The sequence below is a fragment of the Mycolicibacterium celeriflavum genome (assembly GCF_010731795.1).
In the GTDB taxonomy this organism is placed as follows: domain Bacteria; phylum Actinomycetota; class Actinomycetes; order Mycobacteriales; family Mycobacteriaceae; genus Mycobacterium; species Mycobacterium celeriflavum.
In genome coordinates, this window is the sequence record NZ_AP022591.1 from 328,225 (window position 1) to 351,682 (window position 23,458).

Genomic DNA, 23,458 nt, shown 5'->3' on the forward strand with positions numbered 1-23,458 from the left:
GACACCGAAACCGCTTCAGCCCGCGCCCTTGCCGTTGTCCACGCGGTATACCGCCCCGTGGATGGCGGCGGCGTCATCGCTGGCCAGAAACGCGATCGCCTTGGCGACGTCGACGGTGTCGGAGAACCCGCGCGGCGACGCGATCCGCATGATCAGGTTCCAGTCGGCGTTGTCGGGCGCGGTGAACTCTGTGGTCTGCGCTGTCGGCATCCCGCCCGGGCACACCGCGTTCACCCGGATTCTGTCCTTGGTGTACTCGACGGCCAGTGCGCGGGTCAGCCCCACCAGTCCGTGTTTGGCCGCGCAGTATCCCGCCGAGTAGACCTCGCCCTCGACGCCCGCGATGGAGGCGACGTTGACGATGTTGCCGCCGCTCTCCAGCAGGTGGGGCAGCGCGGCGCGGCACAGGTAGAACGGCCCGTTGAGGTTCACCGCCAGATCGCGGTCCCACTCGTCGTCGGTCACCGTCGTGGTGTGCCGCATCTGGTGAAAACCGGCGACGTTGACCAGCACATCGAGTTGGCCGAACGCGTCGACGCACTGCGCGACGGCGTCGCGGCAGGCCTGCGACGACGCCACGTCCACCGGCGCGAAACGGCCGCCGGGCACCGCCTCGAACACCGATGCCATCCGCTCGGCGTCGCGTGCGATGCCGAACACCGTCGCGCCGCGCTGGGCGAACAGTTGCGCGACTGCGGCGCCCAGCCCCGCCGACGCGCCCGTCACCAATGCGACCTTGCCGCTGAGTTGAGTCATGGCAAGACTTTCTCACAACGGCATTTGTCGCCTTGAGACAACATTCTGCGCGATGTGCGCGCGGACAACTCGCCGACAACCTGGCCGCCCTATAGCCGCCCTATATTGGCCGACACGTCCTCCGCCCCAGATTGCACCCACGGTTGTGCGGCACCACCCCGCACACATCACGACCATGAGTGCAATCTCGACCATAGGATCCGGATCGATGTACACCGGTGCGGACGAGCTAGCTGCACGAGACTCGCGGGCGCTCCGGCGGTACCGCCGCCAACAACGTGCGGGTGTAGTCGTCCTGCGGCGACGCGAACAGTTCCGCGGCGGGACGGTACTCGACCGCGGCACCGTCGCGCATCACCAGCACGTCGTGGCTGACCTGCTGCACGATCGCGAGGTCGTGCGCGATGAACAGGTACGTCAACGCGAGGTCGTGCTGCAGGCCGGCCAGTAGGTCCAGTACCCGCGCCTGCACCGAAACATCCAGCGCCGCGGTGGCTTCGTCGAGGATCATCAGCTCCGGCTCCCCGGCCAGCGCTCGGGCGATGCTCACCCGCTGGCGCTCACCCCCGGATAGCTCGTGCGGGTAACGCGAGGCGAATGACGTTGGTAGACCGACCAGTTCGAGAAGTTCGGCCACCCTGGCCGCGCGGGCCCGCCTGCCTTTCGCCAGGCGGTGCACACTCAGCGGTTCGCCGATCGCGGCGCCGACGCGGACACGCGGGTTCACCGACGAGAACGGATCCTGGAACACCAGGCCGATCCGCCGGCGCATCGCCTTCTCGGCCGCACCACGGACGCCGAACACGTCGGCCCCGTCGAGCGTCGCGATGCCGGCATCGGGCCGCAGCAACCCGGTGAGCGCTGCCGCCACCGTCGACTTGCCCGATCCCGACTCGCCCACCAGACCAAGCGTGGTGCCGCGCCGGATCTGAAACGACAACTCCTTGACGGCGTGCACGGTCGACGTGCCGACCGGCGTGCGGACCGCGAACCGCACGTCGAGGCCGTTGACCTGCAGCAGCACCGGCGCATCGGCCACCGCGGGTGGGCCGGGCCGCCCGATCAACGGCCGGGCGGCGAGCAGTTCGCGGGTGTACTCGTGGGCAGGACGGTCGAAGACGTCGGCTATCGGCGCCTGCTCGACGGCTTCGCCGCCACGCAGCACCGTGACGTCGTCGGCGACCTGCCCGATCACGCCGAGGTCGTGGCTGATCCACACCACCGCCGTGCCGAAGTCGCGTTGCAGGTCGGCCACCAACTCGACGATCTGGGCCTGGGTGGTGACGTCGAGCGCGGTCGTCGGTTCGTCGGCGATCAGCAGCACCGGATCACACGCCATCGCGATCGCGATCATCACGCGCTGCTTCTGCCCGCCCGAGAGCTGATGCGGATAAGCGCGCAGCCGCGACTGCGGATCCGGCAGGCCGACCGCCTCCAACAACTCCAGGGCGCGGCCACGCGCCTGCTGCCGGTTCATCCGGCGGTGCGCCTCAAGCGATTCGGTGATCTGCCGCTCGAGTGTCAACAGCGGGTTCAGCGACGTGCCCGGATCCTGAAACACAAAGCCGATCTGGCCACCGTGCACACTGCGCAGAACCCGGTTCGGTGCGCCCGCGAGCTCAGTCCGGCCGGAATCCGTCGTGAGCGTGCTGGTTCCGGAGACCGTCGCACCAGGTGCGTCGAGAAGGCCCGTCGCGGCGAGCACGGTCATCGACTTGCCCGAGCCCGATTCACCGACGATGCCGAGCGTCTGCCCTCGGTGCACGTCGAACGAGACTCCGTGCACGATCGCGCGCCTGCCGACACCGACCCGCAGATCGCGCACGCTCAACACCGGTTCGCTCACTGCTTGCTCCGCGCCTCGATCATGGTGCGCTGCTTGGGATCGAGCACATCGCGCAGCCCATCGCCGAGCAGGTTGAACGCCAGTACGGCGACGAAGATCGCTGCTCCGGGGAAGACCGCCATCCACCACGCCATGGTGACGAAACCCTGCGAGTCGAAGATCATCCGTCCCAGCGACGGCTGCGGCGGCTGAAGGCCCAACCCGAGGAACGACAGCGCCGCCTCCGAGAGAATCGCGAACGCCAGCGACAGCGAGGTCTGCACCACCAGCGGTCCGGCGATGTTCGGCAGAATGTGGCGGCCCAGGATGTACAGGTGGCCGGTGCCCATGCTGCGCGACACCGAGACGAACGGTTCGACACGCACACTCATCGTGCTGGCCCGCGCGACGCGCGCGAAGATCGGCGTGTAAACGATGCCGATCGCCAGAATCGTCGTCGTCACTCCGGGGCCCAGGATCGCCACCACCGCCAATGCGAGCAACAGCACCGGGAACGCGAACATCACGTCGACGACACGCATGAAAACGGTGTCCAGCCAACCGCCGCGATAGCCCGAGACCACGCCGACGGCCACGCCCACCACCACGGCGAACGCCACGCTCACCACGGCAACGCGCATCGACGACTGCGTCGCCACCAGCACCCGGGAGAACACGTCGCGGCCCAGTTCGTCGGTGCCGAACCAGTGCGTGCCGCTGGGTGGCTGCAGCGCATTCGGCACGTCGACGTCGTTGATCTCGTATGGCGCAATCCAATTCGCGGTGACCGCGACGAACGCGATCACGATCAGCAGACCGGCGCTGACCACCGTGACCGGGTTGCCCAACAGCAGGCGCAACGACGACATCCTGCTGCCCTGCTCGGCGGGGCTGGTCATGAGAGCCGGATCCTCGGGTCGACGACGGCGTACAGCACATCCACGATGAGGTTGATGAGCAGGAACAGCGCCGCGATGAGCAGCACCGTGCCCTGGATGACGGCATAGTCGCGTGCCGCGACCGCGTTGTAGACGAGACGACCCAAACCGGGCCAGGCGAACACCACTTCGACGACGATCACGCCGGAAAGGATGGTGGCGAGTTGGATACCGGTGATGGTCAGCACCGGTATCAGCGCGTTGCGCACGGTGTGGCGCAATGTGATCACCCGCGGCGAAAGGCCTTTCGACCGTGCGGTGCGCACGTAGCCCATCGCCGCGACCTCCAGCACCGCTGAGCGGACGTACCGCGTCATGATGGCTCCCGCCACCAGGCCGATGGTGACCGCGGGCAGGACCAGGTGGCGCAGCCACCCGATCGGATCCTCGACCAACGGCCGGTATCCGGAGGTGGGCAGCCAGTGCAGGGTCGACGAAAACAAGGCGATCAGCAGAATGCCCATCCAGAAGTCCGGAATCGAGACGCCGAACTGGCTGCCGACCCGCACGATCGCGTCGCTGAGCCTGCCCTCGTGCAGGGCCGACCAGATGCCTGCGGGAATGGCGATCAGCAGCGCGATCACGATGCCGACCCCGGCCAACGACACCGTCGCGGGCAGGCGTTCGAGCAGGATCTCCGTCACCGGATCGCCGTTGCGGAAGCTGACGCCCAGATCGCCGGTCAGCGCGGAACCGAGGTAGCCGAAGAACTGGCCGACGATCGGTCTGTCCAGGCCGCTCGCCGACCGCAGCGCCTCATAGGCCTGCGGTGTGTAGCGCGTGCCTAGAGCGATGCGCACCGGGTCGCCGGACACCAGATGCACCAGCGCGAAACTCACGATCAGTACCCCGAGCAGCACCACCGCCGAGTACGCCAACCGGCGCGCCAGGAACCGTGTGATCGGATGAGCGAGCAAGCCGGTCATGATGTTTCGTCCTGGGTCAGGCTTGCCGTGCGGAACCGGACAGCACCGTCGCGACGGGCCTGGTATCCGGACAGGTTGGTCACCCAGGCCTGGATCACCGACGGGTTGTACAGGAAGATGTAGCTCACCTGATCGGCGATGATCGTGGCGGCTCGCCGATAAATATCTTCGCGCGCTTCACGATTCGTCTCAACCCGGCCGGCGTCAAGCAGGCGGTCCACCTCGGCGTTGGAGAACTTCTGAGCGTTGCTGGTGCCGTTGGTGTGGTGCTGCGCGTAGTAGAAGTCGTCCGGGTCGATGTTGCCGAGCCAGCCCATCATCAACATGTCGAAGTTGCCGGAATTCTGCTCGTCGAGCCAGGTGGCGAAGTCGACCGTGCGTATCTTGACCGTGATACCAAGCGGCGCAAGGTTGTCGGCGATCACCTGGGCCGCCGTGACGGTCTCGGGGTACTCGCTGGTGACCAGCATGTCGAGGTCGACGTCGCCGACGCCCGCCTCGTCGAGCAGCCGGTTGGCGGTGTCGGGGTCGTAGCGGTAGCGCTCGTATTCGGTGTACCAGGGATTGCCCTCGGGAATCGCGAGTTGGTTCGCAACCGCGGTCCCGTAGCTGGTCGCGGCGACGATCGCGGCGCGGTCGATGCCATAGGCGACAGCTCGGCGCGCCCGCACGTCGTCCCATGGCTGGTGGGCCTGGTTGAGCGCGAGATACCAGTAGTCGTTGCTCGCGGTCACCGCCAGGTGCAGGCTGTCGTCGTCGCGCAGTTGCGCCACCCGCTGCGTCGGGATGGAGTCGGTCCAGTCGATCTCACCGGCCTGCAACGCCGACAGTGCGGTCGACGGTTCGGAGATGAAGCGGAACGTCACACCCGGCACCTTCGGTGCGCCACCCCAGTACGACGGATTGGCCGTCAGCGTGATGGAGTCACCGCTCTTCTGGGACTGGAACGCGAACGGGCCCGTGCCGACCGGGTGGGTGGCGATCTGACCGCTTTCGACGTTGCGGCGCGCCACGATCGCCATGCCCTTGAAGCCGCCGATGTTGGTCAACAGGTTCGGCGTGGGCGCTTTGACGCGGATCACGACGGTCAGCGGATCGACGGCGTGCACGTCGGTGACGGCGCTGAACTTGTCGACGTTGGCCAGCTGCTCGTCGATGATGCGGCGGTAGGAGAACACGACGTCGTCGGCGGTGAACGGGCTGCCGTCGTGGAAGGTCACCCCGGGCCGGAGGTGGAACGTCCACGACAGCTGGTCGGGGCTGACGTTCCACGATTCGGCCAGCGCGGGCCGCATCTCGAGGTTGGCGTCCGGTTCGACCAGTGTGTCGAAGACGTTCTCGAGCACCTCGAAGGAGAAGTACGCGCTGGTCTTGTGCGGGTCCAGTTGGTCGGGCTCACCGGCGATGGCGGCGACGAGGTGGTTCGACGATTCGCCGAGGTCGACCCCCTGCCCGGTGGAACACCCGGTAGCGGCGATGACGATGGCCGATACCACTGCTGTGGCCACTGCCACCAGTCGTTTCATCGCCACCATCCCGAGCCTCGTGCCGCGTCTTTACCCGTTGGCGCTGGTGGGCGAAACCCGGGACTGGGCAAAGCCGTGACGAGCCGTTGTGCACACTGAAATACTCAGTACACCGCTGACGTCGGAAAGGGACCACGTTGAGGAACACGATGACACGGACTCTGGGCGTCGCCGCGCTCATCCTCGGCGCGGTGTTCGGCGCCGCGGGCGTCGCGCATGGCCAGGGTGACGTCAAGCACCCCGGCACGCCGGAGGGTATTTACACCGTGAGGATCGTCGGGCAGGCGGAGACCACGTGGGAGATCTATCCGATCTGCGTCCCGACCGTCGGCGACCTGCGCGAACCGCTGATCCTTCCCGTCGCGTGCCGGCTGAAGGTGACACCGAAGGGCCGCGGCGGCGCCGAAGCCGTCCAGATCGGCGGCCAGTGGACATTCCAGGCGAACACCTTCAACTCGGTCCGCAAGTGCCCGGACGGCAGCGAGGAGCTGCAGAAGGAGATCTATGCGTTCGACGGGATCACGCTCGTGGGCACCCTCAAGGTCATCCACGGCGAGGTCTGCGGCGAGCAGCCCGGGATGGTCGAGATACCGATGACCCTGACGTACAAGGAACCGCTGGCCATTCCCGTCACGCCGTATCCGCTGATCTGTGAGCCCGGCGGTCTTCGGCGCTGCTTCTAGGTGCCCGACAATCCGTCGATCGGCCGGGCAGCCGGCCACCGCCTGCGCCCCACCCGACGGGCCCGCCTGCCGCTCCTCAACGGCAAGGCCGTCGACCTGACCGGTCCGGGACTCACCGACCGATGGGGCGTCACCTGCACCGACCTCGGCGCATCGGTGATCGCGCCGAACGGCAAGCTGGTGTCGGTGTTCGGGGACACGTTCTCGGGTCGCAAGGTGGGGCAGGGTGATTGGCGCTCGCCGGTCGTGCTGATCGGCACCGGCGACGCCGACCATGAAATCGTCTACGAGCGCGCGGGCGGCAGCGATCCCGACTACGCGAGGCAGTTGTGGCACTACGTGCACGACGATGCGGGCACCGGATGGCGCGGCAGCGGTATCAGCACCGTGATCCCCTCGGATCTACTGACCGTCGGCGATTCGATGTATCTGCACGTCATCGTCAACCGCGGCTTCGGCGCGGTCGTCTGGACCGAGATCTGGCGCTCGCCCGACAGCGGTGTCACCTGGACACACCTGGGCGAGAAGGCCAAGTTCCCCGCCGACCTGCACAACGGGCACGCACAGTGCTGGGCATGGGATTTCGATCCGGACGACGGCTGGGTCTACGTGGCGGCCACCGGCTTTCAGCGAGACAAGGGCATCGTCTTGATGCGGGTGCGCCCCGAACACATCGGGGACCGGACCCGCTATCGCAGTTGGGGCTTCGCGGAGGGCCGGTGGGCGTGGGGGACTTCCGCGACCCCTGTCACGCCGGCCGGTGAGAGGTGGGGCGAGCTGGCGTTTCGTCGTATCGGGCGGGACAAGTGGGTGCTGGGCGGCTTTCTCGCGTCGAAGTACGCACTCGGCTACCGGGTGGTGGCCTCGCCCGTGGCGAACATGCACACCACGCCGATCCAGATGCCGGTCGTCGGATCGGCGTGGGACGCCGAGGACCATTTCGACAGCCGCGTCGCTCAGCTGTACGGCGGTTACCTGCTGCCGGGGTCGCGCTTCGACATCGACGGCGGCGTCGGGCTGGTGGTGTCGCAATGGCACACCGCGTCCGGCTGGCCCTATCGCGCAATGCAATTCAAGGTCGGGCTGCGCGACACCTCCCGTCGAGCGCAAGCAGACGCAAATGGTCCCGAAATCCTTTGAATTCGAGGGCTTTTGCGTCTGTTCGGCGGCTGAAACGCCACGCACCCACTTATGGTGTAGGCCGGGGCCGAGTGGAAGGATGACCGTCGAACTGTGGTGAAGGAAGCTGGCGCTAAACGCGTAGTGGTCTGGGGCACCGGTTTCGTGGGCAAGATGGTGATCCCCGAAATCGTCGCGCACCCGTTGTTCGAGTTGGCCGGTGTTGGGGTGAGCGACCCGGAAAAAGTTGGCCGCGACGTCGGTGAGATCTGCGCGTTGAGTGAACCGCTCGGGATCACCGCGACCGACGACGTCGACGCGTTGATCGCGGTGAAACCCGATGCGTTGGTGCATTACGGCCCGACGGCCAACCACGCCGAGGACAACATCGCGCTGATCACCCGATTCCTGCGGGCCGGGATCGATGTCTGCTCGACCGCGATGACACCGTGGATCTGGCCGACCATGCACCTGAACCCGCCGAACTGGATCGAGCCGATCACCGCGGCGTGCGAGCTCGGCGAGTCGTCGTGCTTCACCACCGGCATCGACCCCGGGTTCGCCAACGACCTGTTCCCGATGACGCTGATGGGTCTGTGCTCGCAGGTGCGCAAGGTGCGCGCCTCCGAGTTGCTCGACTACACCAACTACTCCGGTGACTACGACCGTGAGATGGGCATCGGCAAACCGCCCGAGTACCGGCCGCTTCTGGAGAATCCCGACATCCTTGTGTTCGCCTGGGGCGCAACGGTTCCGATGATCGCACACGCGGCGGGCATCATGCTCGACGAGATCACCACGACATGGGACAAGTGGGTGACACCGACCGAACGCAAGACCGCCAAGGGAACCATCGCGCCCGGCAACGTCGCCGCCGTGCGATTCACGATCAACGGCGTGTACCGGGGCGAGACCCGGATCCAACTCGAGCATGTGAACCGGATCGGCAACGACGCGGCGCCCGACTGGCCCTCGGGCAACGAGAACGATGTCTACCGCGTCGACATCGAGGGCACGCCCAGCATCTTCCAGGAGACCGCGTTCCGGTTCACCGACGGCTCCGGTCGCGATGCGGCCGCGGCCGGTTGCCTGGCGACGGGCCTGCGCGCGCTCAACGCGGTGCCCGCGGTCAATGACCTCTCGCCGGGCTGGGTGACCGCGCTCGACCTACCGCTGATTCCGGGCGCAGGCACCATCCGCTGAAGTAACGCCAAGCCGATCTGCTGAGATGGAACCCGATGGGGTTTTTCATCGAGACGAGGAGTGATGGCTGACGGGGTCGGGCTGTCGGTTGGTGCCACCAACCTGGCGGCCGTCGTGGTGGGCCGGTCCGCGCTGACGCGGTCGCCGGTGTTGACGCGTTTCGCGCACCGGCCGCCGGAGGTCGGCGTGCCCGGCCAAAACCCCAACCTCAACGAGCGCGGCCTCATCCTGACCGATTTCGTGGACCGCGTCGGCGATCCGGTCGACATCGTCGCCGCCGACGGGTCGACTCACCGCGCCGAGGTCGTGCTCGCGGACGCGCTGCGGGCGATGCTGTACGCGGTCGGGGGTGGGCGCCGGCCCGTCGGCCCGGTCGCGGTGACGCATCCGGCGCACTGGCGGCCCGCGTCGGTCGACGCGCTGCGTGGGGCGTTGACCGCGACCCCCGAATTCCACCGACCGCAGCCGGCGCCCGTCGTCTCCGACAGCGTCGCGGCACTGACCGCGCTTCAGGACGAGCCTGGCCTGCCCGCGCGCGGCGTCATCGCGCTCTGCGACTTCGGCGGCACCGGCACCAGCATCACCCTGGTCGACGCGGGCAACGGCTATTCGCCGGTCGCCGAGACCGTGCGTCACACCGACCTGTCCGGCGACCTGGTGGACCAGGCGCTGTTGACCCACGTCCTCGACGACCTGTCCACGGCCGGCGCCATCGACCTGTCCGGCACCTCGGCGATCGGATCGCTCGCGCGGTTGCGCGCGCAGTGCCGCGGCGCCAAGGAACGGCTGTCCACCGCCGCGTTCACCTCGCTGGTGGCCGACCTGCCCGGACACCAAAGCGACGTGCGGCTGACCCGCACCGAACTCGACGAGCTTCTGCGCGCACCGGTCGCCGCCTTCGCCGACGTGCTTGCGGACATGTTGGAACGCAACGGAGTCCGGGAGCTTTCCGCGGTGGCATCGGTCGGTGGCGGGGCGCGCATCCCCGTCATCACCACGACGCTGTCGGAGCGATTCCGGGTGCCCGTCATCACGACGGCCCAGCCGGAGTTGACCGCGGCGGTGGGCGGCGGGCTGGCAGCCGTCCGGGGCACCGTCGAAGAGGGGATGACCGCGATGGCTGCGGCGCCCGGGGCCGCCGCTGCGGCCGGCGCGGCGACCGCCATGGCGCCCGAGGCCGACGCGGCGCCCGACGAGATGTCGCCGCAGTCGAGCGCCTTCGGCGCGTTGGCGTGGTCGGACGCCGACGAGGTGCCCGAGGTGGCCGCCACCGACCCTAACGACTATGCGCCGGAGCCCGTGGGCGCCGCCGGTGTGCGGCCACAGCTGCAGTTCGGCGACGAGTCCTGGGACGACCTGCCTCCTCGGCGGGCGCCGTGGTACCGAAACCCGGCCGTTCCGCTTGCTGCGGGCGTCGTCGTGGTGCTGGCAGCGCTGGCGGCCGCGGTGTTGTGGGTGATGAGCGGCGACGAGTCCGCTCCCGCGCCCGCGTCGACCACCGCGCCTCCCGTGACCGCCACGCCGCCACCGCCGGCCAGCTCCGCCGAACCGGCACCCGCGACGCAGGCGCCGCCGCAGACCATCTACCAGCCGCCCCCGCCGCGGACGCGGACCGTCACCGAAGCGCCGCCAGTATCCGAGCCACCGCCGCCGTCACCCGAGCCGCCGCCCACCACGTCCGCGCCGCCACCGACGACGGCGCCGCCACCGACGACGGCACCGCCGCCGCCCACCACGACGCAGCCGCCTCCGACGACGCAGCCGCCGGCGTGGACTCCCACCGCGCCGTACCCGACCATCCCGGGGCTGCCCTGGGTGCCGGCTCCGCAACTGCCGGGACAACCCGCGCCGTAACGGCAACGGGCGTCGAGCTGCAGATGATCAGTGGGCCCTGGGCCGTTTCGTCAACACCAGGTGCGCCATCGGGATCTGGGTTTTCTCGGGCGCCGCGGCGAGCCGGGCCGCGAGCCCCGCCTCCAGACGGTCGACGACCTCGGCCGAGCGAGGTTCGGTGGCACCGCCGTCGAGTGCGCTCACCAACGTCGGGAACACCGCGGCCCGGCAGAACGACGCCCACTGCGCTCCGAAAGCGTCTGCGTTGCCGTCGACTTGGTACTGCTGCCAGAAGCGGTCCCCGGCGTCGAAGATTTCGAGGTGCTCGATCTCGAGCTGTTCGAAGCGGCCTTTCGGCGCGAACGGCGCCAGGAAATCCGACTCACTGCGGCCGACGATCGGAATGCCCATCCGGTACACCTCATCCGGGGTCAACAGCCGCTCGGCGGCGAGTTCGTCGATCGTGTCGACCAATGCGCCGAGCAGCGGGCTGTACCCGATCTCGCCGCCGTCGTCGACCGCCGTTGTCATCACCACCAGACGACCGCCGCGACGCAACTCTCGGCCGCGGAACGCAATGAACTCCTGCCAATCCTGGGCGGCCTGCCTGGCATATGCGGTGCGCACGCTCTCGTCGCGGCTGTAGGCGACGTGGACATGGTCGGGGATCGGCGCGGGGACACGGCTGAGCCAATGCACCGCCCACGAACTCCACCCGAGATTGACGCTGCTCGACGGCATGATCTGGGAGTAGAACGACCGACCGATCGCCGAAGCGAAGGTCGCCGCGTCCTTGCTCAGATAGGTATCCGGATCCTCGGCGAGCGTCCGGAACAATTCGGTGAAGTCGTTCTCCGGCACGTCGGTGTGCACGACGAGCGTGGAGTGGTCGGTGCGGGTCCGCTTGCGCAGCACCGCTAATGCCGCACAGATCGGCAGCAGAGAGTTATGGCCGGTGGAGGCGCCGTAGTCGGCGATGACGAACGGCTGCGGAGGGCGCGGGACCGGCACGGCGGCGGCCGCTTCCTCGAAGAGCTTGATCGCGGCCTGCAGTCCGGCGGCCTGCAGCCGCGAGCCGGCGGTGTAGGACCCGCTCTCCATCGGCTCCGGCCGCACGACGATGCTGGACTCGGGCAATGCGACCTCCCGGACGTGGCGGACAACAGATTCGGTCGCTTACGACGGTAGTCCCCGTTCGGAATTGACGCCGCCGAAGGTGTGGACCGATCCACGTCAAGGCCACCGCCCGCCGCCCGGCCGTGTCACACTCTGGCCATGAGCGGAAGGGTCGCCCCGCGCATCGCCGTTGTCGTCTCCGCGCTGACCCTGCTGGTCTCCCTCGTCGGTTTCATCGTCACGCTGGTACTCAACGCGTTCGTGTTCGACGAGTTCGACGCCTACGGTGAGGTGCCGATTCCGGGAACCGGCAGCATCGAGTTGCCGGCCGGCGAGGTGACCGTCAGCTTCCACACCATGATCACCGGCCAGCCGACGAGCAGCTTCCCGATTCCCGAGATCAGCATCGACATCGAGTCGCCCGACGGTGTCGCCGACCCGGTGGTGACCGAAAACATCGGCGGGACAACAACAGTCAACAGCGACACGCACGTGCGGGTGTGGCTGGTCGAGGTGGCCGAAGCGGGCACCTACCGCGTCGCAACAGACGGCGACGTGGCCGGGTACATCAACCCGCGACTGGCCTTCGGCCACGGCAGTGCCTACAGCTGGCTGCTCTGGGTGTTCGGCGGCCTGATCGCGCTCGGGGTGCTCGAACTCATCGTCGCCCTGGTCTGGTCGGCGCGCGCCGGCAAGGCGGCGCGACCGCTGGCGCCGCACGAGATGCTCAGCGCCGACGGACCGCAGGCGCTGCACGCCGTGTCGACACCGACCTCCGCTTTCCAGCCGAACGACCAGGGGGTGCGGCTCGAGCAGTTGAAGCAGCTGGCCGCACTTCGGGATTCGGGTGCGCTCACCGAGGCGGAGTTCCAGGCCGAGAAGCGCCGAATCCTCGATGACTAGTTAGTGGCCCCGGGCCACCCACTCGTCGTAGTGCACGATCTCGTCGCCGATGGTGGTGGAATCGCCGTGGCCGGTGTAGACGACGGTATCGCCTGGCAGCTTGCCCAGCCGGCCCGAGATCGACTCGAGGATCGTCGGGAAGTCCGAGAAGGACCGCCCCGTCGCACCAGGCCCGCCCTGGAACAGGGTGTCTCCGGAGAACACCGCGTTCAGCTCGGGCGCATGCCAGCACACCGATCCCGGCGAGTGGCCGGGGGTGTGCAGGGCGCGCAACTCGGTGCCGGCCACCCGCAGCGTGTCACCGTCCGAAGCAGTGCGAAAGTCGCTGTCGGGGTGCGTCATTCGCCACAGCATATCGTCGGCCGGATGCAACAGCACCGGGGCGTCCAGCGCTTCGCCCAGCTCGGGCGCGACCGTCACATGGTCGTTGTGGCCGTGCGTGCAGACGACCGCCACGACGTGCCTGCCGCCGACGGCGTTGACAATCGGTCCCGCGTCATGCGCCGCGTCGAACACCACCACCTCGGAGTCGTCGCCGACGACCCAGATGTTGTTGTCGACTTCCCAACTGCCACCGTCGAGTTCGAAGGTCCCGTGGGTGACCACCCGTGCGATCGGTCCACCGTTCACAGGATCACCACCGACCGCAGCACCTGACCGCCATGCATTTTTCCGAACGCCTCCTCGACGTCGTCGATGCCGATGCGTTCGGTGACGAAGCGCTCCAGCGGCAGTCGCCCCTGCAGATAGAGGCTGATCAAGGTCGGAAAGTCCCGTTCGGGTAGACAGTCGCCGTACCACGAGGACTTCAGCGAGCCGCCTCGAGAGAAGAAGTCGATCAGCGGCATCTCCAGCGTCATGTCCGGCGTCGGAACGCCCACCAGCACAACGGTTCCCGCCAGATCGCGGGCGTAGAACGCCTGCTTCCAGGTCTCCGGTCGGCCGACCGCGTCGATCACCACGTCGGCGCCGAAACCGTCGGTGAGGTCCTGAATGGTCTGCACCGGGTCCAGTTCGCGCGCGTTGACGGTGTGGGTGGCGCCGAAATCGCGGGCCCAGTCGAGCTTCTTGTTGTCAGTGTCGACGGCGATGATCCGCTTGGCGCCGACCAGTCGCGCACCCGCGATGGCCGCATCGCCGACCCCGCCGCAGCCGATGACCGCGACGGTGTCGTCGCGGCCCACCGCGCCGGTGTTGACTGCTGCGCCCAGACCGGCCATCACGCCGCAGCCCAGCAGTCCGGCCACCGCGGGGTCGGCCTCGGGGTCGACCTTGGTGCACTGGCCCTCGTGCACCAGAGTCTTGTCGGCGAACGCGCCGATTCCGAGCGCAGGCGTCAACTCTGTGCCGTCGGTGAGCGTCATCTTCTGCGCGGCGTTGTGCGTGTCGAAGCACAGATGCGGACGGCCGCGCTTGCAGGCTCGGCACTGGCCGCACACGGCGCGCCAGTTCAGGATCACGAAGTCACCGGGTTCGACGTTGGTCACACCGGCGCCGACGGTTTCGACGGTCCCTGCAGCCTCGTGGCCGAGCAGGAACGGGAACTCGTCGTTGATGCCGCCTTCCCGGTAGGTCAGGTCGGTGTGGCATACCCCGCACGCCGTGACGTCGACGACGACTTCGCCGAGGCCGGGGTCGGGAATCACCACATCCACGACCTCGACGGGCTCGCCTTTCTTCCGTGAGATCACTCCGCGAACTGTTTGGCTCATGCGTCCAACCTAATGGGTCGCGCGCGGATTGGAATAGTGTCCATACGTGTGTCCGGATAGGCCGAGGGACACTCGCGATCGTGGCACGACGCCGAGTCGACGAATCGGTGCATTGAACCGACGTGGCGCGCATACCGTTGATCGGATCATGACCACACTCGAGAACACCGCCGCCGACTCCACCGAAGAATTCGCCGGGCGGATGGTCGACGCGATCGACAGCGCCAGCCTGGCCCTGCTGTTGTCCATCGGACACCAGACCTCGTTGTGGGACACGCTGGCCGAACTACCGCCGGCCACCAGCGCCCAGATCGCCGACGCCGCCGGACTCAACGAACGCTATGTACGCGAATGGCTGGGCGGGGCCGTCGCGGCACGGGTCGTCGACTATGACGCCGCGACGGACACCTACGCCCTGCCACGCCACCGCGCCGCGGTGCTCACCCGCGCCGCCGGCCCGGACAACCTCGCGCGGGTGGCGCAGTTCATCCCGCTGCTGGCCGAGGTCGAACAGAAGATCATCGGCTGTTTCCGAACCGGCGGCGGGCTGTCCTACAGCGAATATCCGCGGTTCCACACACTGATGGCCGAGGAGAGCGGTGAGGTGTTCGACGCCGCGCTGGTCGACGTCATCCTCCCGATGGCCGACGGACTGCCGCAGTTGTTGCATGAGGGTGCCGACGTCGCCGACATCGGCTGTGGCAGCGGCCATGCCATCAACGTGATGGCGCAGGCCTTCCCGGCCAGCCGGTTCACCGGAATCGACTTCTCCGACGAGGGGCTGGGCGTCGGGCGTGCCGAGGCGGCTCGGCTCGGCCTGACCAACGCCACCTTCGTCGCCGCCGACGTAGCCGCCCTCGACATGGCCGAAAGGTACGACGTGATCACGGTTTTCGACGCCATCCACGACCAGGCGGCGCCGGCTGCGGTGTTGGCGAACATCCACCGCGCGCTACGGCCCGGCGGATACCTGCTCATGGTCGACATCAAGGCGTCGAGCCGGCTGGAGGACAACGTCGGCGTGCCGTTGGCCACGTACCTCTACACGGTTTCGACGATGCACTGCATGAGCGTGTCGCTGGGACTCGACGGCGACGGACTGGGCACCTGTTGGGGTCATCAACTCGCCACGTCGATGCTCGCCGACGCGGGGTTCGACGACGTCCAGATGCGCGAGATCGAGTCCGATCCGATCAACAACTACTACATCGCGCGGAAGTAGGCTCGGCGCGATGAGCGCGCTGGATGCCCTAGCCGACTGGCCTGTCCCGAATGCCGCCGCCGCCGTGGTGGGACCGTCCGGTGTGCTGGCCGAACGCGGCGAGGTCCGACACCCGTTCGCGTTGGCGTCGGTGACCAAGCTGCTGGCCGCCCGCGCGGTGCAGGTCGGTGTCGAGGAGGGCGCCCTCGACCTCGACACCGAGGCCGGCCCGCCAGGCGCCACCGTCCGTCATCTGCTCGCGCACGCGGCCGGCTACTCCATGCACTCGGCGGAGACGATGGCCGAACCGGGGGAGCGCCGCGTCTACTCCAACTACGGGTTCGGGGTGCTCGCCGAGACGCTCGAGAAGGCCACCGGCATCGAGTTCGGACGGTATCTGACCGAGGCGGTGTTCGAACCGCTCGCGATGACCGACAGCGCACTCGACGGCGGAGCGGCGGCCGCGGGAAACGGCGCGACGTCGACGGTGGCCGATCTGGCGGCGTTCGCCGGCGACCTGCTGCGGCCGGTCACGGTGTCGGCGCAGTTGCACACCGAGGCGACCTCGGTGCAGTTCCCCGGCCTGGACGGCGTGCTACCCGGCTTCGGCGTGCAGCGACCCAACGACTGGGGATTGGGCTTCGAGATCCGCGACGGCAAGTCTCCGCACTGGACGGGCACCGCGAACTCGGACCGCACTTTTGGGCATTTCGGCCAGTCAGGGACGTTTTTGTGGGCCGATCCGCAGGCCGATCTGGCGCTGGTGGTGCTGACCGACCGGGATTTCGGGGAGTGGGCGTACGAGCCGTGGCGGGAGTTGTCTGACGAAGTCCTGAGAGAATTCGGCGCAGACTAGCGCAACAGGCGTCTCACAGGGCACAATAGACACGCACGACACAGCTGTAATTCGGAATCCGCGAGGCCGCTTGGGGAAGACGTCCCTCGTGGAGCCGAAGGAGCAGCTATGCGTGCGTCGAACCAGTTCGCCGACGCGACGACGGGCGTGGTCTACATCCACGCCTCACCCGCGGCGGTGTGCCCACATGTCGAGTGGGCGTTGTCGTCGACCCTTCAGGCCAGGGCAAACCTCAAGTGGACCCCGCAGCCAGCCATGCCGGGACAGCTGCGCGCGGTCACCAACTGGGTGGGTCCGGTGGGCACCGGCGCGGCGCTGGCGAGCGCGTTGCGCTCATGGTCGGTGCTGCGGTTCGAGGTGACCGAGGATCCCAGCCCCGGCGTGGACGGCCACCGCTGGTGCCACACCCCTCAACTCGGTTTGTGGAGCGGGTCGATGAGTGCCAACGGCGACGTGGTGGTCGGCGAGATGCGGCTGCGCGCGCTGATGGCTTCCGGCGCCGACACGCTGGCCGCCGAACTGGACTCGGTGCTGGGCACCGCGTGGGATGAGGCGCTCGAGGCGTACCGCGACGGCGGTGCAGGCGCAGAGGTGAGCTGGCTCAGCCGCGGAGTCGGTTAGCCGATGACATCCAGCCCGCGGAGTGGGCTGAGCCCTCGGTCGTCTCTCGTGTGAATCTGTGGCGAAAAAAGGGCAGAAATCCCGCCATAGATTCACACGGAACGATCAACCGGCGGCGCCAGAATCTTCAGCGCACCGGGAACGGCTGTCACCTCAACCGGCAGCGGGCACACCAACTCGCCGTCGGCGTAAGCGTTGATACCGGGGGAGTCGACCGCAATGCTCTTCGCCCGCGCTGTACGAACCTCGTCGAGATCTACGTGGGTGCCCTTGAAAACGGTGGGGAACAACCGGATCAGCCGGGTGCGCGACGCCGAGGCAACCATCGTCACGTCGAGTTGACCGTCCGTCGGGTCGGCGTCGGGGCAGATGCGCATGCCGCCGCCGTAGCTGCGGGTGTTGCCAAAGGCGGCCAGCGTCAACTCCGTCGCCACCTCTTCGCCGTCGAACGACAGCCGAAAAGGCAACAGCCGCAACTTTGACAGCTCGGCCACCATCGCGAAGTTGTAACGCATCCGGCCGTGCGGCCAACGCATCCGGTTGGTCCGGTCGGTGACCAGCGAATCGAAACCTGCGGCCATCACCGTGCCGAACCACTTGTCGGTGCCGTCCGCGCCGCGGATGCGCCCGAGGTCGATCGTTTCGGCAATCCCGTCGTCCAAGCCGTCGACCACCACGTCGGCCGCGGCCTCGGGATCGCGTGTGGGGATCCTGAACTCGCGCGCGTGGTCGTTGCCGGTGCCCGCCGGAATGATGCCGAGCGGTATCTCGGTCTGCGCCAACACCTGTAGCGCGAGCGAGATGATGCCGTCACCACCGACGACGACAAGCGCATCCATACCGCGTTCGAGCGCACCCCCGACGAGTCGCCGCGCGTGCTCGGCGTCGGTGCCTGCGATCGCGACGACGTCCACGCCGCGCCGATGAAACTGTGCGACAGCGCGTTCGGCCGCGTGCGGCGCGCTGCCGTGCCCCGAGGCGGGGTTGGTCAGCATCGTGACGAGACCTTGAGTCGTCATGGAATCAACTTGCCCGGGTTGAGGATTCCTGCCGGGTCGAGCTTGTCTTTGACGGCTCGCAGAATCGCGACGCCGAGGTCCCCGATTTCGTCGCGCATCCACGGCCGGTGATCGGCGCCGACGGCATGGTGGTGGGTGATGGTGGCCCCGGTGCGCACCATCGCTTCCGATGCGGCGGCCTTCGCCTTACGCCACTGCTCGATCGGATTGCCCCGTTGCCCGGCGACGACGGTGAAGTACAGCGACGCACCGGTGGGATACACATGCGAAATGTGGCACAGCACCAGCGCGGGCGTGCCCGATTCGGCCAGCGCGTTCGTCAACGCCTCGGTGACGGCCACTTTCAGCGCCGGCACGTTGGACCAGTTCGTCGCGGTCTCCAGCGTTTCGCACAGCGCGCCGGCAGATAGCAGCGAGTCGCGCAGGTACGGCGCCCCGAACCGGCCGTGCTCCCATGCCCGCGCGGGCTCCTCGCCGAGCGACGTACCGCCGGCGGCTTCCAACACCGCGCGTGTCTCGGAATGCCTGCTGGCGACGTGCGCTTCGGTGCCCTCGAACACCGTGATCGCCAAACACCCTCCGGTGAGCTGCTTTTCGCCGATGTTCTCGGTGGTCGCAAGGTTCACGCCGGTTTCCGCTTCGTCGGACAGCCGGATCACCGTCGGACCGGTGCCGGTCTGGACGACGGCACGCAGCGCATCGGCGCCGGTGGCGAAATCGGGAAACGACCACGCCTCGTAACGTGTCGCAGTCGGGACGGGATGAACCCGCACCCGCACGCGGGTGATGACGCCCAGCACGCCCTCCGAACCGATCAGCAGCTGTCGCAGATCCGGCCCCGCCGCCGACTCCGGGGCGCGCCCGAGGTCCAGCACGCCGACCGGGGTCACCGCCCGCAGGCCGCGGACCATGTCGTTGAACCGCCCGTAACCCGCGGAGTCCTGACCCGACGACCTGGTTGCCGCGAAGCCGCCGATGGTCGCGAACTGGAAACTCTGCGGGAAGTGGCCGAGGGAGAAGCCGCGTTCGCCCAGCAGACGTTCGGCGTCCGGTCCCGTCATTCCCGCGCCGAGTTCGGCTTCTCCGGACACCTCGTCGAGGAAGTGCAGTTCGTTCAGGCGGCGCAGATCCAGCGAGACCACTGCGCTGAAATCGCCGCGGACGGGGTCCAGACCGCCGACGACGCTGGTGCCGCCGCCGAACGGGACGACGGCGATCCGGTGCTCACTGCAGTAGTGCAGGACTGCGGCCACCTCTTCTTCGCCGCCCGGTAGCAGCACGGCGTCCGGCGCATCCTGCACACCGCTGTCCCTGCGGCGCAACAAGTCCAGCGTGGACTTGCCGCCCGCCCGCAGCAGCCGGCCCTGGTCGTCGACCCGGCAGTAGTCCGACCCGACGATGCCGGTCAGCGCGTCGCGGTCGACGTCGGACAGCGACGACGGCCGCACCCGGACCTCGTCGGCCCGCAGTTCGGGAATCGCGGAATCCTGTACTCCGAGCGCCTGCTCGAGCAGCGCGCGGATGCCGCCGGACAGCGGTTTTGCCTCCGCTGGGTCGCCCCAGGCGTTCCACTTCATCGGTGGCAGGAGGGCGGTCTGTTGGGCATCCGGACGCGTCATGGGTTACAGTATTACACATGTCGTCAATCCGTAACTCTGAAAAGAGTATCGAGGAGCGGATCCTCGACGCCGCGGCGGCGTGCATCCTCGCGTTCGGCGTCGAGCGGACGACCATGACGGAAATCGCCCGCCGCGCGCGCGTCAGCCGGCCCACCATCTACCGGCGTTGGCCCGACATCCGCTGGGTGATCGCCGAACTCCTGACGGCCCGGATCACCGGTGTGCTGGAGGCGATCCCGGATCGCGGTGCCGGGCGCGAGGCGATGGTCGATCGTGTCGTGCTCGTCGCGGAGCGTCTGCAGAGTGACGAGATTGTTCAGTCGGTCATCCGTAACGCACCGAGCCTGGCGATGGTCTACATCGCCGAACGCCTCGGCACCAGCCAGCAGATCCTGGTCGACGCGCTGGCCGACGCGATCAAGGCGGGCCAAGCCGACGGCAGCGTGCGGCCGGGTGACCCGCACCAGATCGGTGCCATGTGTCTGCTCATCACGCAGTCCACCATCCAGTCGGCGCAGATGGTCGAAAAGCTGTTGGACCGCGATTCGCTCAACGTCGAGTTGGCGCGCGCCTTGAACGGATACCTGGCGCCGTGAGGGGCTCAACGGCGTTGAACGCCGCGCGCCGCGCTGCCGAACTGGCGGCGCTCGCCGACGGTGAATGCGTCGACGTCCTGGTGATCGGCGGCGGTATCACCGGCGCCGGCATCGCGCTGGACGCCGCTACCCGCGGGTGCAGCGTCGCGTTGGTGGAAAAGCACGACCTGGCGTTCGGCACCAGCCGGTGGAGTTCGAAGCTGGTGCACGGCGGGCTGCGCTACCTGGCGACGGGCAATGTCGGCATTGCCCGGCGCAGCGCAGTCGAACGCGGAACCCTCATGACCCGCAACGCGCCTCATCTGGTCAAGGCCATGCCGCAGCTGGTTCCGCTGCTTCCGTCGATGAGTGCGGCATCGCGCGCGCTGGTGCGCGTCGGCTTCACGGCAGGCGACGGCCTGCGCAAACTGGCGGGCACACCGGCTTCGACGCTGCCGCGATCGCGGCGGGTCGATGCGCGCCGTGCGGTCGAGCTGGCACCCACCGTGCGGCGCGACGGCCTCGACGGTGCGTTGCTCGCATATGACGGCCAGTTGATCGACGACGCCCGCCTGGTCACCGCCGTGGCGCGTACGGCCGCGCAGCACGGGGCCCGGGTACTGACGCGCGTCGAGGCGTCGTCGGCCACTGGTACCTCGGTGACGCTGACCGACCAGCTCACCGGTGACTCGTTCGACGTCACCGCGCGCGCGGTGATCAATGCCTCCGGGGTGTGGGCGGGGCAGGTCGACCCGTCGCTCAAGCTGCGGCCCAGCCGCGGAACGCATCTGGTGTTCGATGCGGCGACGTTCGGTAACCCCGTTGCGGCGCTGACGGTCCCGATCCCCGGCGAGATCAACCGCTTCGTGTTCGCGATGCCCGAGCAGTTGGGCCGGGTTTACCTGGGGCTGACCGACGAGGACGCCCCCGGGCCGATACCCGATGTGCCGCAACCCACGCCGGACGAAACCTCGTTCCTGCTGGACACCGTCAACACCGCCCTGGATGTCGCGTTGCGGCCGTCGGACGTGATCGGCGCCTACGCGGGCCTGCGACCGCTCATCGACACAGGTGCCGGTCGCACGGCCGACGTGTCGCGCGAACACGCGGTGGTCGAATCGCCATCGGGGGTCATCAGCGTGATCGGCGGCAAGCTCACCGAATACCGGTACATGGCCGAGGACGTTCTCGACCAGGCCATCGCTTTGCGGGGACTGACGGCGTCGCGCTGCCGCACCCGCAATCTGCCGCTGGTCGGCGCCCCGTCGAATCCGGTTGCCACACTTCGTCATCCACCGGAGATGCCGGGCTCGCTGGTTTCCCGCTTCGGCGCCGAGGCGCCGAACGTCATCGCGGCGGCCAGTTGCGACCGACCTACCGAACCCGTCGCCGAGGGTATCGACGTCATCCGCGCGGAGTTCGAGTACGCGGTGTCGCACGAGGGCGCGCTGACCGTCGATGACATCGTCGACCGTCGTACCCGCATCGGCCTGGTCGAGTCCGACCGCCGCCGAGTGCTGGCCATCGCGGAGGAGTTCGCGATACCGGTGTCCTAACAGTCGGTGAGCGACTGTTGCGACACCGAAGTCGCAGGTTTTACAGCGGGATGTTCTTGTGTCGGCCGCGACGCGCCGGCGCCTCGGCCAGCGCCTGCGTCAGCTTCGACCGGGTGTGCGCCGGATCGATCTTCTCGTCGACGACGCCGATGTCGATCGCCGAATCCACTCCGCCGGCGAGCTTCTCGTGCTCGGCGGCCAACTGCTCGTGCAACGCCTCGCGCTCGTCCTCCGGCGCGGCGGCCAACTTCTTCTTGTGCAGGATGCCGACCGCGGCCTTGGCGCCCATGACCGCGACCTCGGCGTCGGGCCAGGCGTAGACCTTCGTCGCACCCAGCGAGCGCGAGTTCATCGCGATGTACGCGCCGCCGTAGATCTTCCGCGTCACCAGCGTGACCCGGGGGACCGAGCACTCGCCGAACGCGTGCAGCAGCTTGGCGCCGCGGCGCACGACTCCGCCCCATTCCTGATCCACACCGGGCAGGTAGCCGGGCACGTCGACGATGTTGACGATCGGGATGCCGAACGCATCGCACAGCCGCACGAATCGCGCTGCCTTCTCCGCACTTTCGGAGTTCAGGCAGCCGCCGAGACGTAGCGGGTTGTTGGCGATGACGCCGACGGTGCGACCGGACAGCCGACCCAGGCCGATGACGATCGACGGGGCCCACTTGCCCTGGAACTCCTCGAACGGCACGCCCTCGTCCAACAGGGCTTCGACGAGTGGGTGCACGTCGTATGCGCGGCGCGCGGACTCCGGCAGCAGCGCGTGCAGGTCGGTGTCGCCCGCTTCGGCCTTGGCGCGGTCGAAATGGCCCTGCTGGCAGAACAATCCGACCAGCCGACGGCCGCGCTCGTAGGCGTCGAGTTCGTCGTCGGCGACGATGTGGCACACGCCGGACTTCTTGTGGTGGGTGTCCGGCCCGCCGAGGCTCGCCATGTCGACGTCCTCGCCGGTCACACTGCGGACCACGTCGGGACCGGTGACGAAAACCCGGCTCTCGGGCGCCATCACGATCACGTCGGTCAGCGCCGGGCCGTAGGCCGCGCCGCCGGCGGCGAAGCCGACGACGACCGAGATCTGGGGAACGTACCCGGACGCCCGGATCATCGCCTCGAACACCAAACCGACCGCGTGTAGCGCCTTCACGCCTTCCGCCAGCCGCGCGCCGCCCGAGTGCCAGATCCCCACGATCGGACTCTGCTCCTCGATCGCCTGGTCGTAGGCGCTGACGATGTGGGCACAACCGTCGACGCCCATGGCCCCACCCATGACGGTGCCGTCCGTGCAGAACGCGATGGTGCGCACGCCGTTGACGGTTCCGGCCGCGGCGAGTACGCCCGAGCGGTCACGCTCGTGCAGCAGCTCGACACTGCCGTCGTCGAAGAAGGTGCTCAAGCGCAGCAGCGGATCGCGGGGGTCCAGCGATTCGCCGACTGTCTCGGGGGCCATGGTCGTCATCTAGAACCT

General features: G+C 68.2%; 21 protein-coding genes. 10 read left to right on the forward strand and 11 right to left on the reverse strand.

The features are described 5' to 3' along the window. Positions 1-15 precede the first annotated feature (15 nt). The 5 genes from G6N18_RS01455 to G6N18_RS01475 all read right to left on the reverse strand — a co-directional run bounded on the left by G6N18_RS01455 (position 16) and on the right by G6N18_RS01475 (position 5,971). A complete protein-coding gene (locus G6N18_RS01455) occupies positions 16-756 on the reverse strand; it encodes an SDR family NAD(P)-dependent oxidoreductase (protein ID WP_083001181.1) in 741 nt (246 codons plus the stop codon). 229 nt (positions 757-985) lie between these two features. After that, positions 986-2,602: a dipeptide ABC transporter ATP-binding protein gene (locus G6N18_RS01460; protein ID WP_083001179.1), complete on the reverse strand. Its 1,617-nt coding sequence runs from the start codon at positions 2,600-2,602 to the stop codon at positions 986-988. Continuing rightward, on the reverse strand, positions 2,599-3,480 hold the full coding sequence (locus G6N18_RS01465) for an ABC transporter permease (protein WP_083001177.1): 882 nt from the start codon (positions 3,478-3,480) through the stop codon (positions 2,599-2,601). Before G6N18_RS01465 ends, G6N18_RS01460 begins: the two co-directional genes overlap by 4 nt. Beyond that, positions 3,477-4,445: an ABC transporter permease gene (locus G6N18_RS01470; protein WP_083001175.1), complete on the reverse strand. Its 969-nt coding sequence runs from the start codon at positions 4,443-4,445 to the stop codon at positions 3,477-3,479. Before G6N18_RS01470 ends, G6N18_RS01465 begins: the two co-directional genes overlap by 4 nt. Beyond that, complete coding sequence (locus tag G6N18_RS01475; RefSeq protein WP_083001379.1) at positions 4,442-5,971, reverse strand: ABC transporter substrate-binding protein; 1,530 nt, start codon at positions 5,969-5,971, stop codon at positions 4,442-4,444. Before G6N18_RS01475 ends, G6N18_RS01470 begins: the two co-directional genes overlap by 4 nt. 149 nt (positions 5,972-6,120) lie before the next feature. Between G6N18_RS01475 and G6N18_RS01480 the strand changes: the two genes are divergently transcribed. The 4 genes from G6N18_RS01480 (at position 6,121) to G6N18_RS01495 (ending at position 10,830) form a co-directional block, all read left to right on the forward strand. Further along, on the forward strand, positions 6,121-6,654 hold the full coding sequence (locus G6N18_RS01480; RefSeq protein WP_083001173.1) for a hypothetical protein: 534 nt from the start codon (positions 6,121-6,123) through the stop codon (positions 6,652-6,654). A 42-nt stretch (positions 6,655-6,696) separates the two neighbouring features. Next, a complete protein-coding gene (locus G6N18_RS01485; protein ID WP_234806135.1) occupies positions 6,697-7,794 on the forward strand; it encodes a glycoside hydrolase family 183 protein in 1,098 nt (365 codons plus the stop codon). Between the two features lie 96 nt (positions 7,795-7,890). Continuing rightward, complete coding sequence (locus tag G6N18_RS01490; protein ID WP_067225818.1) at positions 7,891-8,976, forward strand: NAD(P)H-dependent amine dehydrogenase family protein; 1,086 nt, start codon at positions 7,891-7,893, stop codon at positions 8,974-8,976. 63 nt (positions 8,977-9,039) lie between these two features. Continuing rightward, on the forward strand, positions 9,040-10,830 hold the full coding sequence (locus G6N18_RS01495) for an Hsp70 family protein (protein WP_083001171.1): 1,791 nt from the start codon (positions 9,040-9,042) through the stop codon (positions 10,828-10,830). Between the two features lie 27 nt (positions 10,831-10,857). On the opposite strand, the gene G6N18_RS01500 is transcribed toward G6N18_RS01495, so the two are convergent. Then, complete coding sequence (locus G6N18_RS01500; RefSeq protein ID WP_083001169.1) at positions 10,858-11,946, reverse strand: class I SAM-dependent methyltransferase; 1,089 nt, start codon at positions 11,944-11,946, stop codon at positions 10,858-10,860. Positions 11,947-12,084: 138 nt separating this feature from the next. Here G6N18_RS01500 and G6N18_RS01505 point away from each other — a divergent pair, with 138 nt between their 5' ends. Beyond that, entirely contained in the window at positions 12,085-12,828 is a 744-nt protein-coding gene (locus G6N18_RS01505; protein ID WP_083001167.1) for an SHOCT domain-containing protein, read from the forward strand. Here the strand turns inward: G6N18_RS01505 and G6N18_RS01510 are convergent, their stop codons facing one another. Continuing rightward, on the reverse strand, positions 12,829-13,458 hold the full coding sequence (locus G6N18_RS01510) for an MBL fold metallo-hydrolase (RefSeq protein ID WP_083001165.1): 630 nt from the start codon (positions 13,456-13,458) through the stop codon (positions 12,829-12,831). Then, complete coding sequence (locus G6N18_RS01515) at positions 13,455-14,540, reverse strand: S-(hydroxymethyl)mycothiol dehydrogenase (protein WP_083001164.1); 1,086 nt, start codon at positions 14,538-14,540, stop codon at positions 13,455-13,457. Before G6N18_RS01515 ends, G6N18_RS01510 begins: the two co-directional genes overlap by 4 nt. A gap of 148 nt (positions 14,541-14,688) precedes the next feature. Here G6N18_RS01515 and G6N18_RS01520 point away from each other — a divergent pair, with 148 nt between their 5' ends. The 3 genes from G6N18_RS01520 to G6N18_RS01530 all read left to right on the forward strand — a co-directional run bounded on the left by G6N18_RS01520 (position 14,689) and on the right by G6N18_RS01530 (position 17,218). Next, positions 14,689-15,762, forward strand: a complete 1,074-nt coding sequence (locus tag G6N18_RS01520) for a class I SAM-dependent methyltransferase (RefSeq protein WP_083001163.1) — start codon at positions 14,689-14,691, stop codon at positions 15,760-15,762. A 10-nt stretch (positions 15,763-15,772) separates the two neighbouring features. Next, a complete protein-coding gene (locus tag G6N18_RS01525) occupies positions 15,773-16,597 on the forward strand; it encodes a serine hydrolase domain-containing protein (RefSeq protein ID WP_067225687.1) in 825 nt (274 codons plus the stop codon). A 108-nt stretch (positions 16,598-16,705) separates the two neighbouring features. Continuing rightward, entirely contained in the window at positions 16,706-17,218 is a 513-nt protein-coding gene (locus tag G6N18_RS01530; RefSeq protein ID WP_067225686.1) for a DUF3145 domain-containing protein, read from the forward strand. A gap of 92 nt (positions 17,219-17,310) precedes the next feature. On the opposite strand, the gene G6N18_RS01535 is transcribed toward G6N18_RS01530, so the two are convergent. Beyond that, positions 17,311-18,237: a diacylglycerol kinase gene (locus tag G6N18_RS01535; protein ID WP_083001162.1), complete on the reverse strand. Its 927-nt coding sequence runs from the start codon at positions 18,235-18,237 to the stop codon at positions 17,311-17,313. Further along, the gene (locus G6N18_RS01540; protein ID WP_083001374.1) at positions 18,234-19,814 is read right to left on the reverse strand and encodes an FAD-binding oxidoreductase; all 1,581 of its coding nucleotides are present in this window, start codon (positions 19,812-19,814) and stop codon (positions 18,234-18,236) included. The genes G6N18_RS01535 and G6N18_RS01540 overlap by 4 nt, the downstream gene beginning before the upstream one ends. Before the next feature lie 59 nt (positions 19,815-19,873). Between G6N18_RS01540 and G6N18_RS01545 the strand changes: the two genes are divergently transcribed. Continuing rightward, on the forward strand, positions 19,874-20,452 hold the full coding sequence (locus G6N18_RS01545) for a TetR/AcrR family transcriptional regulator (protein WP_083001161.1): 579 nt from the start codon (positions 19,874-19,876) through the stop codon (positions 20,450-20,452). Next, positions 20,449-21,987, forward strand: coding sequence for a glycerol-3-phosphate dehydrogenase/oxidase (locus tag G6N18_RS01550; RefSeq protein WP_083001160.1), 1,539 nt, complete (start codon positions 20,449-20,451; stop codon positions 21,985-21,987). Before G6N18_RS01545 ends, G6N18_RS01550 begins: the two co-directional genes overlap by 4 nt. A gap of 40 nt (positions 21,988-22,027) precedes the next feature. On the opposite strand, the gene G6N18_RS01555 is transcribed toward G6N18_RS01550, so the two are convergent. Continuing rightward, positions 22,028-23,449 carry an acyl-CoA carboxylase subunit beta gene (locus G6N18_RS01555; RefSeq protein ID WP_067225677.1) on the reverse strand — a complete coding sequence of 474 codons (1,422 nt, stop codon included), beginning with the start codon at positions 23,447-23,449 and terminating at the stop codon, positions 22,028-22,030. Positions 23,450-23,458: the final 9 nt, after the last annotated feature.

Excerpts from the sequence above, each read along its gene's own strand:
- G6N18_RS01455 (WP_083001181.1), bottom strand. The coding sequence starts at position 756 with ATGACTCAACTCAGCGGCAAGGTCGCATTGGTGACGGGCGCGTCGGCG.
- G6N18_RS01465 (WP_083001177.1), bottom strand. The coding sequence starts at position 3,480 with ATGACCAGCCCCGCCGAGCAGGGCAGCAGGATGTCGTCGTTGCGCCTG.
- G6N18_RS01470 (WP_083001175.1), bottom strand. The coding sequence starts at position 4,445 with ATGACCGGCTTGCTCGCTCATCCGATCACACGGTTCCTGGCGCGCCGG.
- G6N18_RS01475 (WP_083001379.1), bottom strand. The coding sequence starts at position 5,971 with ATGAAACGACTGGTGGCAGTGGCCACAGCAGTGGTATCGGCCATCGTC.
- G6N18_RS01480 (WP_083001173.1), top strand. The coding sequence starts at position 6,121 with ATGACACGGACTCTGGGCGTCGCCGCGCTCATCCTCGGCGCGGTGTTC.
- G6N18_RS01495 (WP_083001171.1), top strand. The coding sequence starts at position 9,040 with ATGGCTGACGGGGTCGGGCTGTCGGTTGGTGCCACCAACCTGGCGGCC.
- G6N18_RS01505 (WP_083001167.1), top strand. The coding sequence starts at position 12,085 with ATGAGCGGAAGGGTCGCCCCGCGCATCGCCGTTGTCGTCTCCGCGCTG.
- G6N18_RS01515 (WP_083001164.1), bottom strand. The coding sequence starts at position 14,540 with ATGAGCCAAACAGTTCGCGGAGTGATCTCACGGAAGAAAGGCGAGCCC.
- G6N18_RS01520 (WP_083001163.1), top strand. The coding sequence starts at position 14,689 with ATGACCACACTCGAGAACACCGCCGCCGACTCCACCGAAGAATTCGCC.
- G6N18_RS01525 (WP_067225687.1), top strand. The coding sequence starts at position 15,773 with ATGAGCGCGCTGGATGCCCTAGCCGACTGGCCTGTCCCGAATGCCGCC.
- G6N18_RS01530 (WP_067225686.1), top strand. The coding sequence starts at position 16,706 with ATGCGTGCGTCGAACCAGTTCGCCGACGCGACGACGGGCGTGGTCTAC.
- G6N18_RS01535 (WP_083001162.1), bottom strand. The coding sequence starts at position 18,237 with ATGACGACTCAAGGTCTCGTCACGATGCTGACCAACCCCGCCTCGGGG.
- G6N18_RS01540 (WP_083001374.1), bottom strand. The coding sequence starts at position 19,814 with ATGAAGTGGAACGCCTGGGGCGACCCAGCGGAGGCAAAACCGCTGTCC.
- G6N18_RS01545 (WP_083001161.1), top strand. The coding sequence starts at position 19,874 with ATGTCGTCAATCCGTAACTCTGAAAAGAGTATCGAGGAGCGGATCCTC.
- G6N18_RS01555 (WP_067225677.1), bottom strand. The coding sequence starts at position 23,449 with ATGACGACCATGGCCCCCGAGACAGTCGGCGAATCGCTGGACCCCCGC.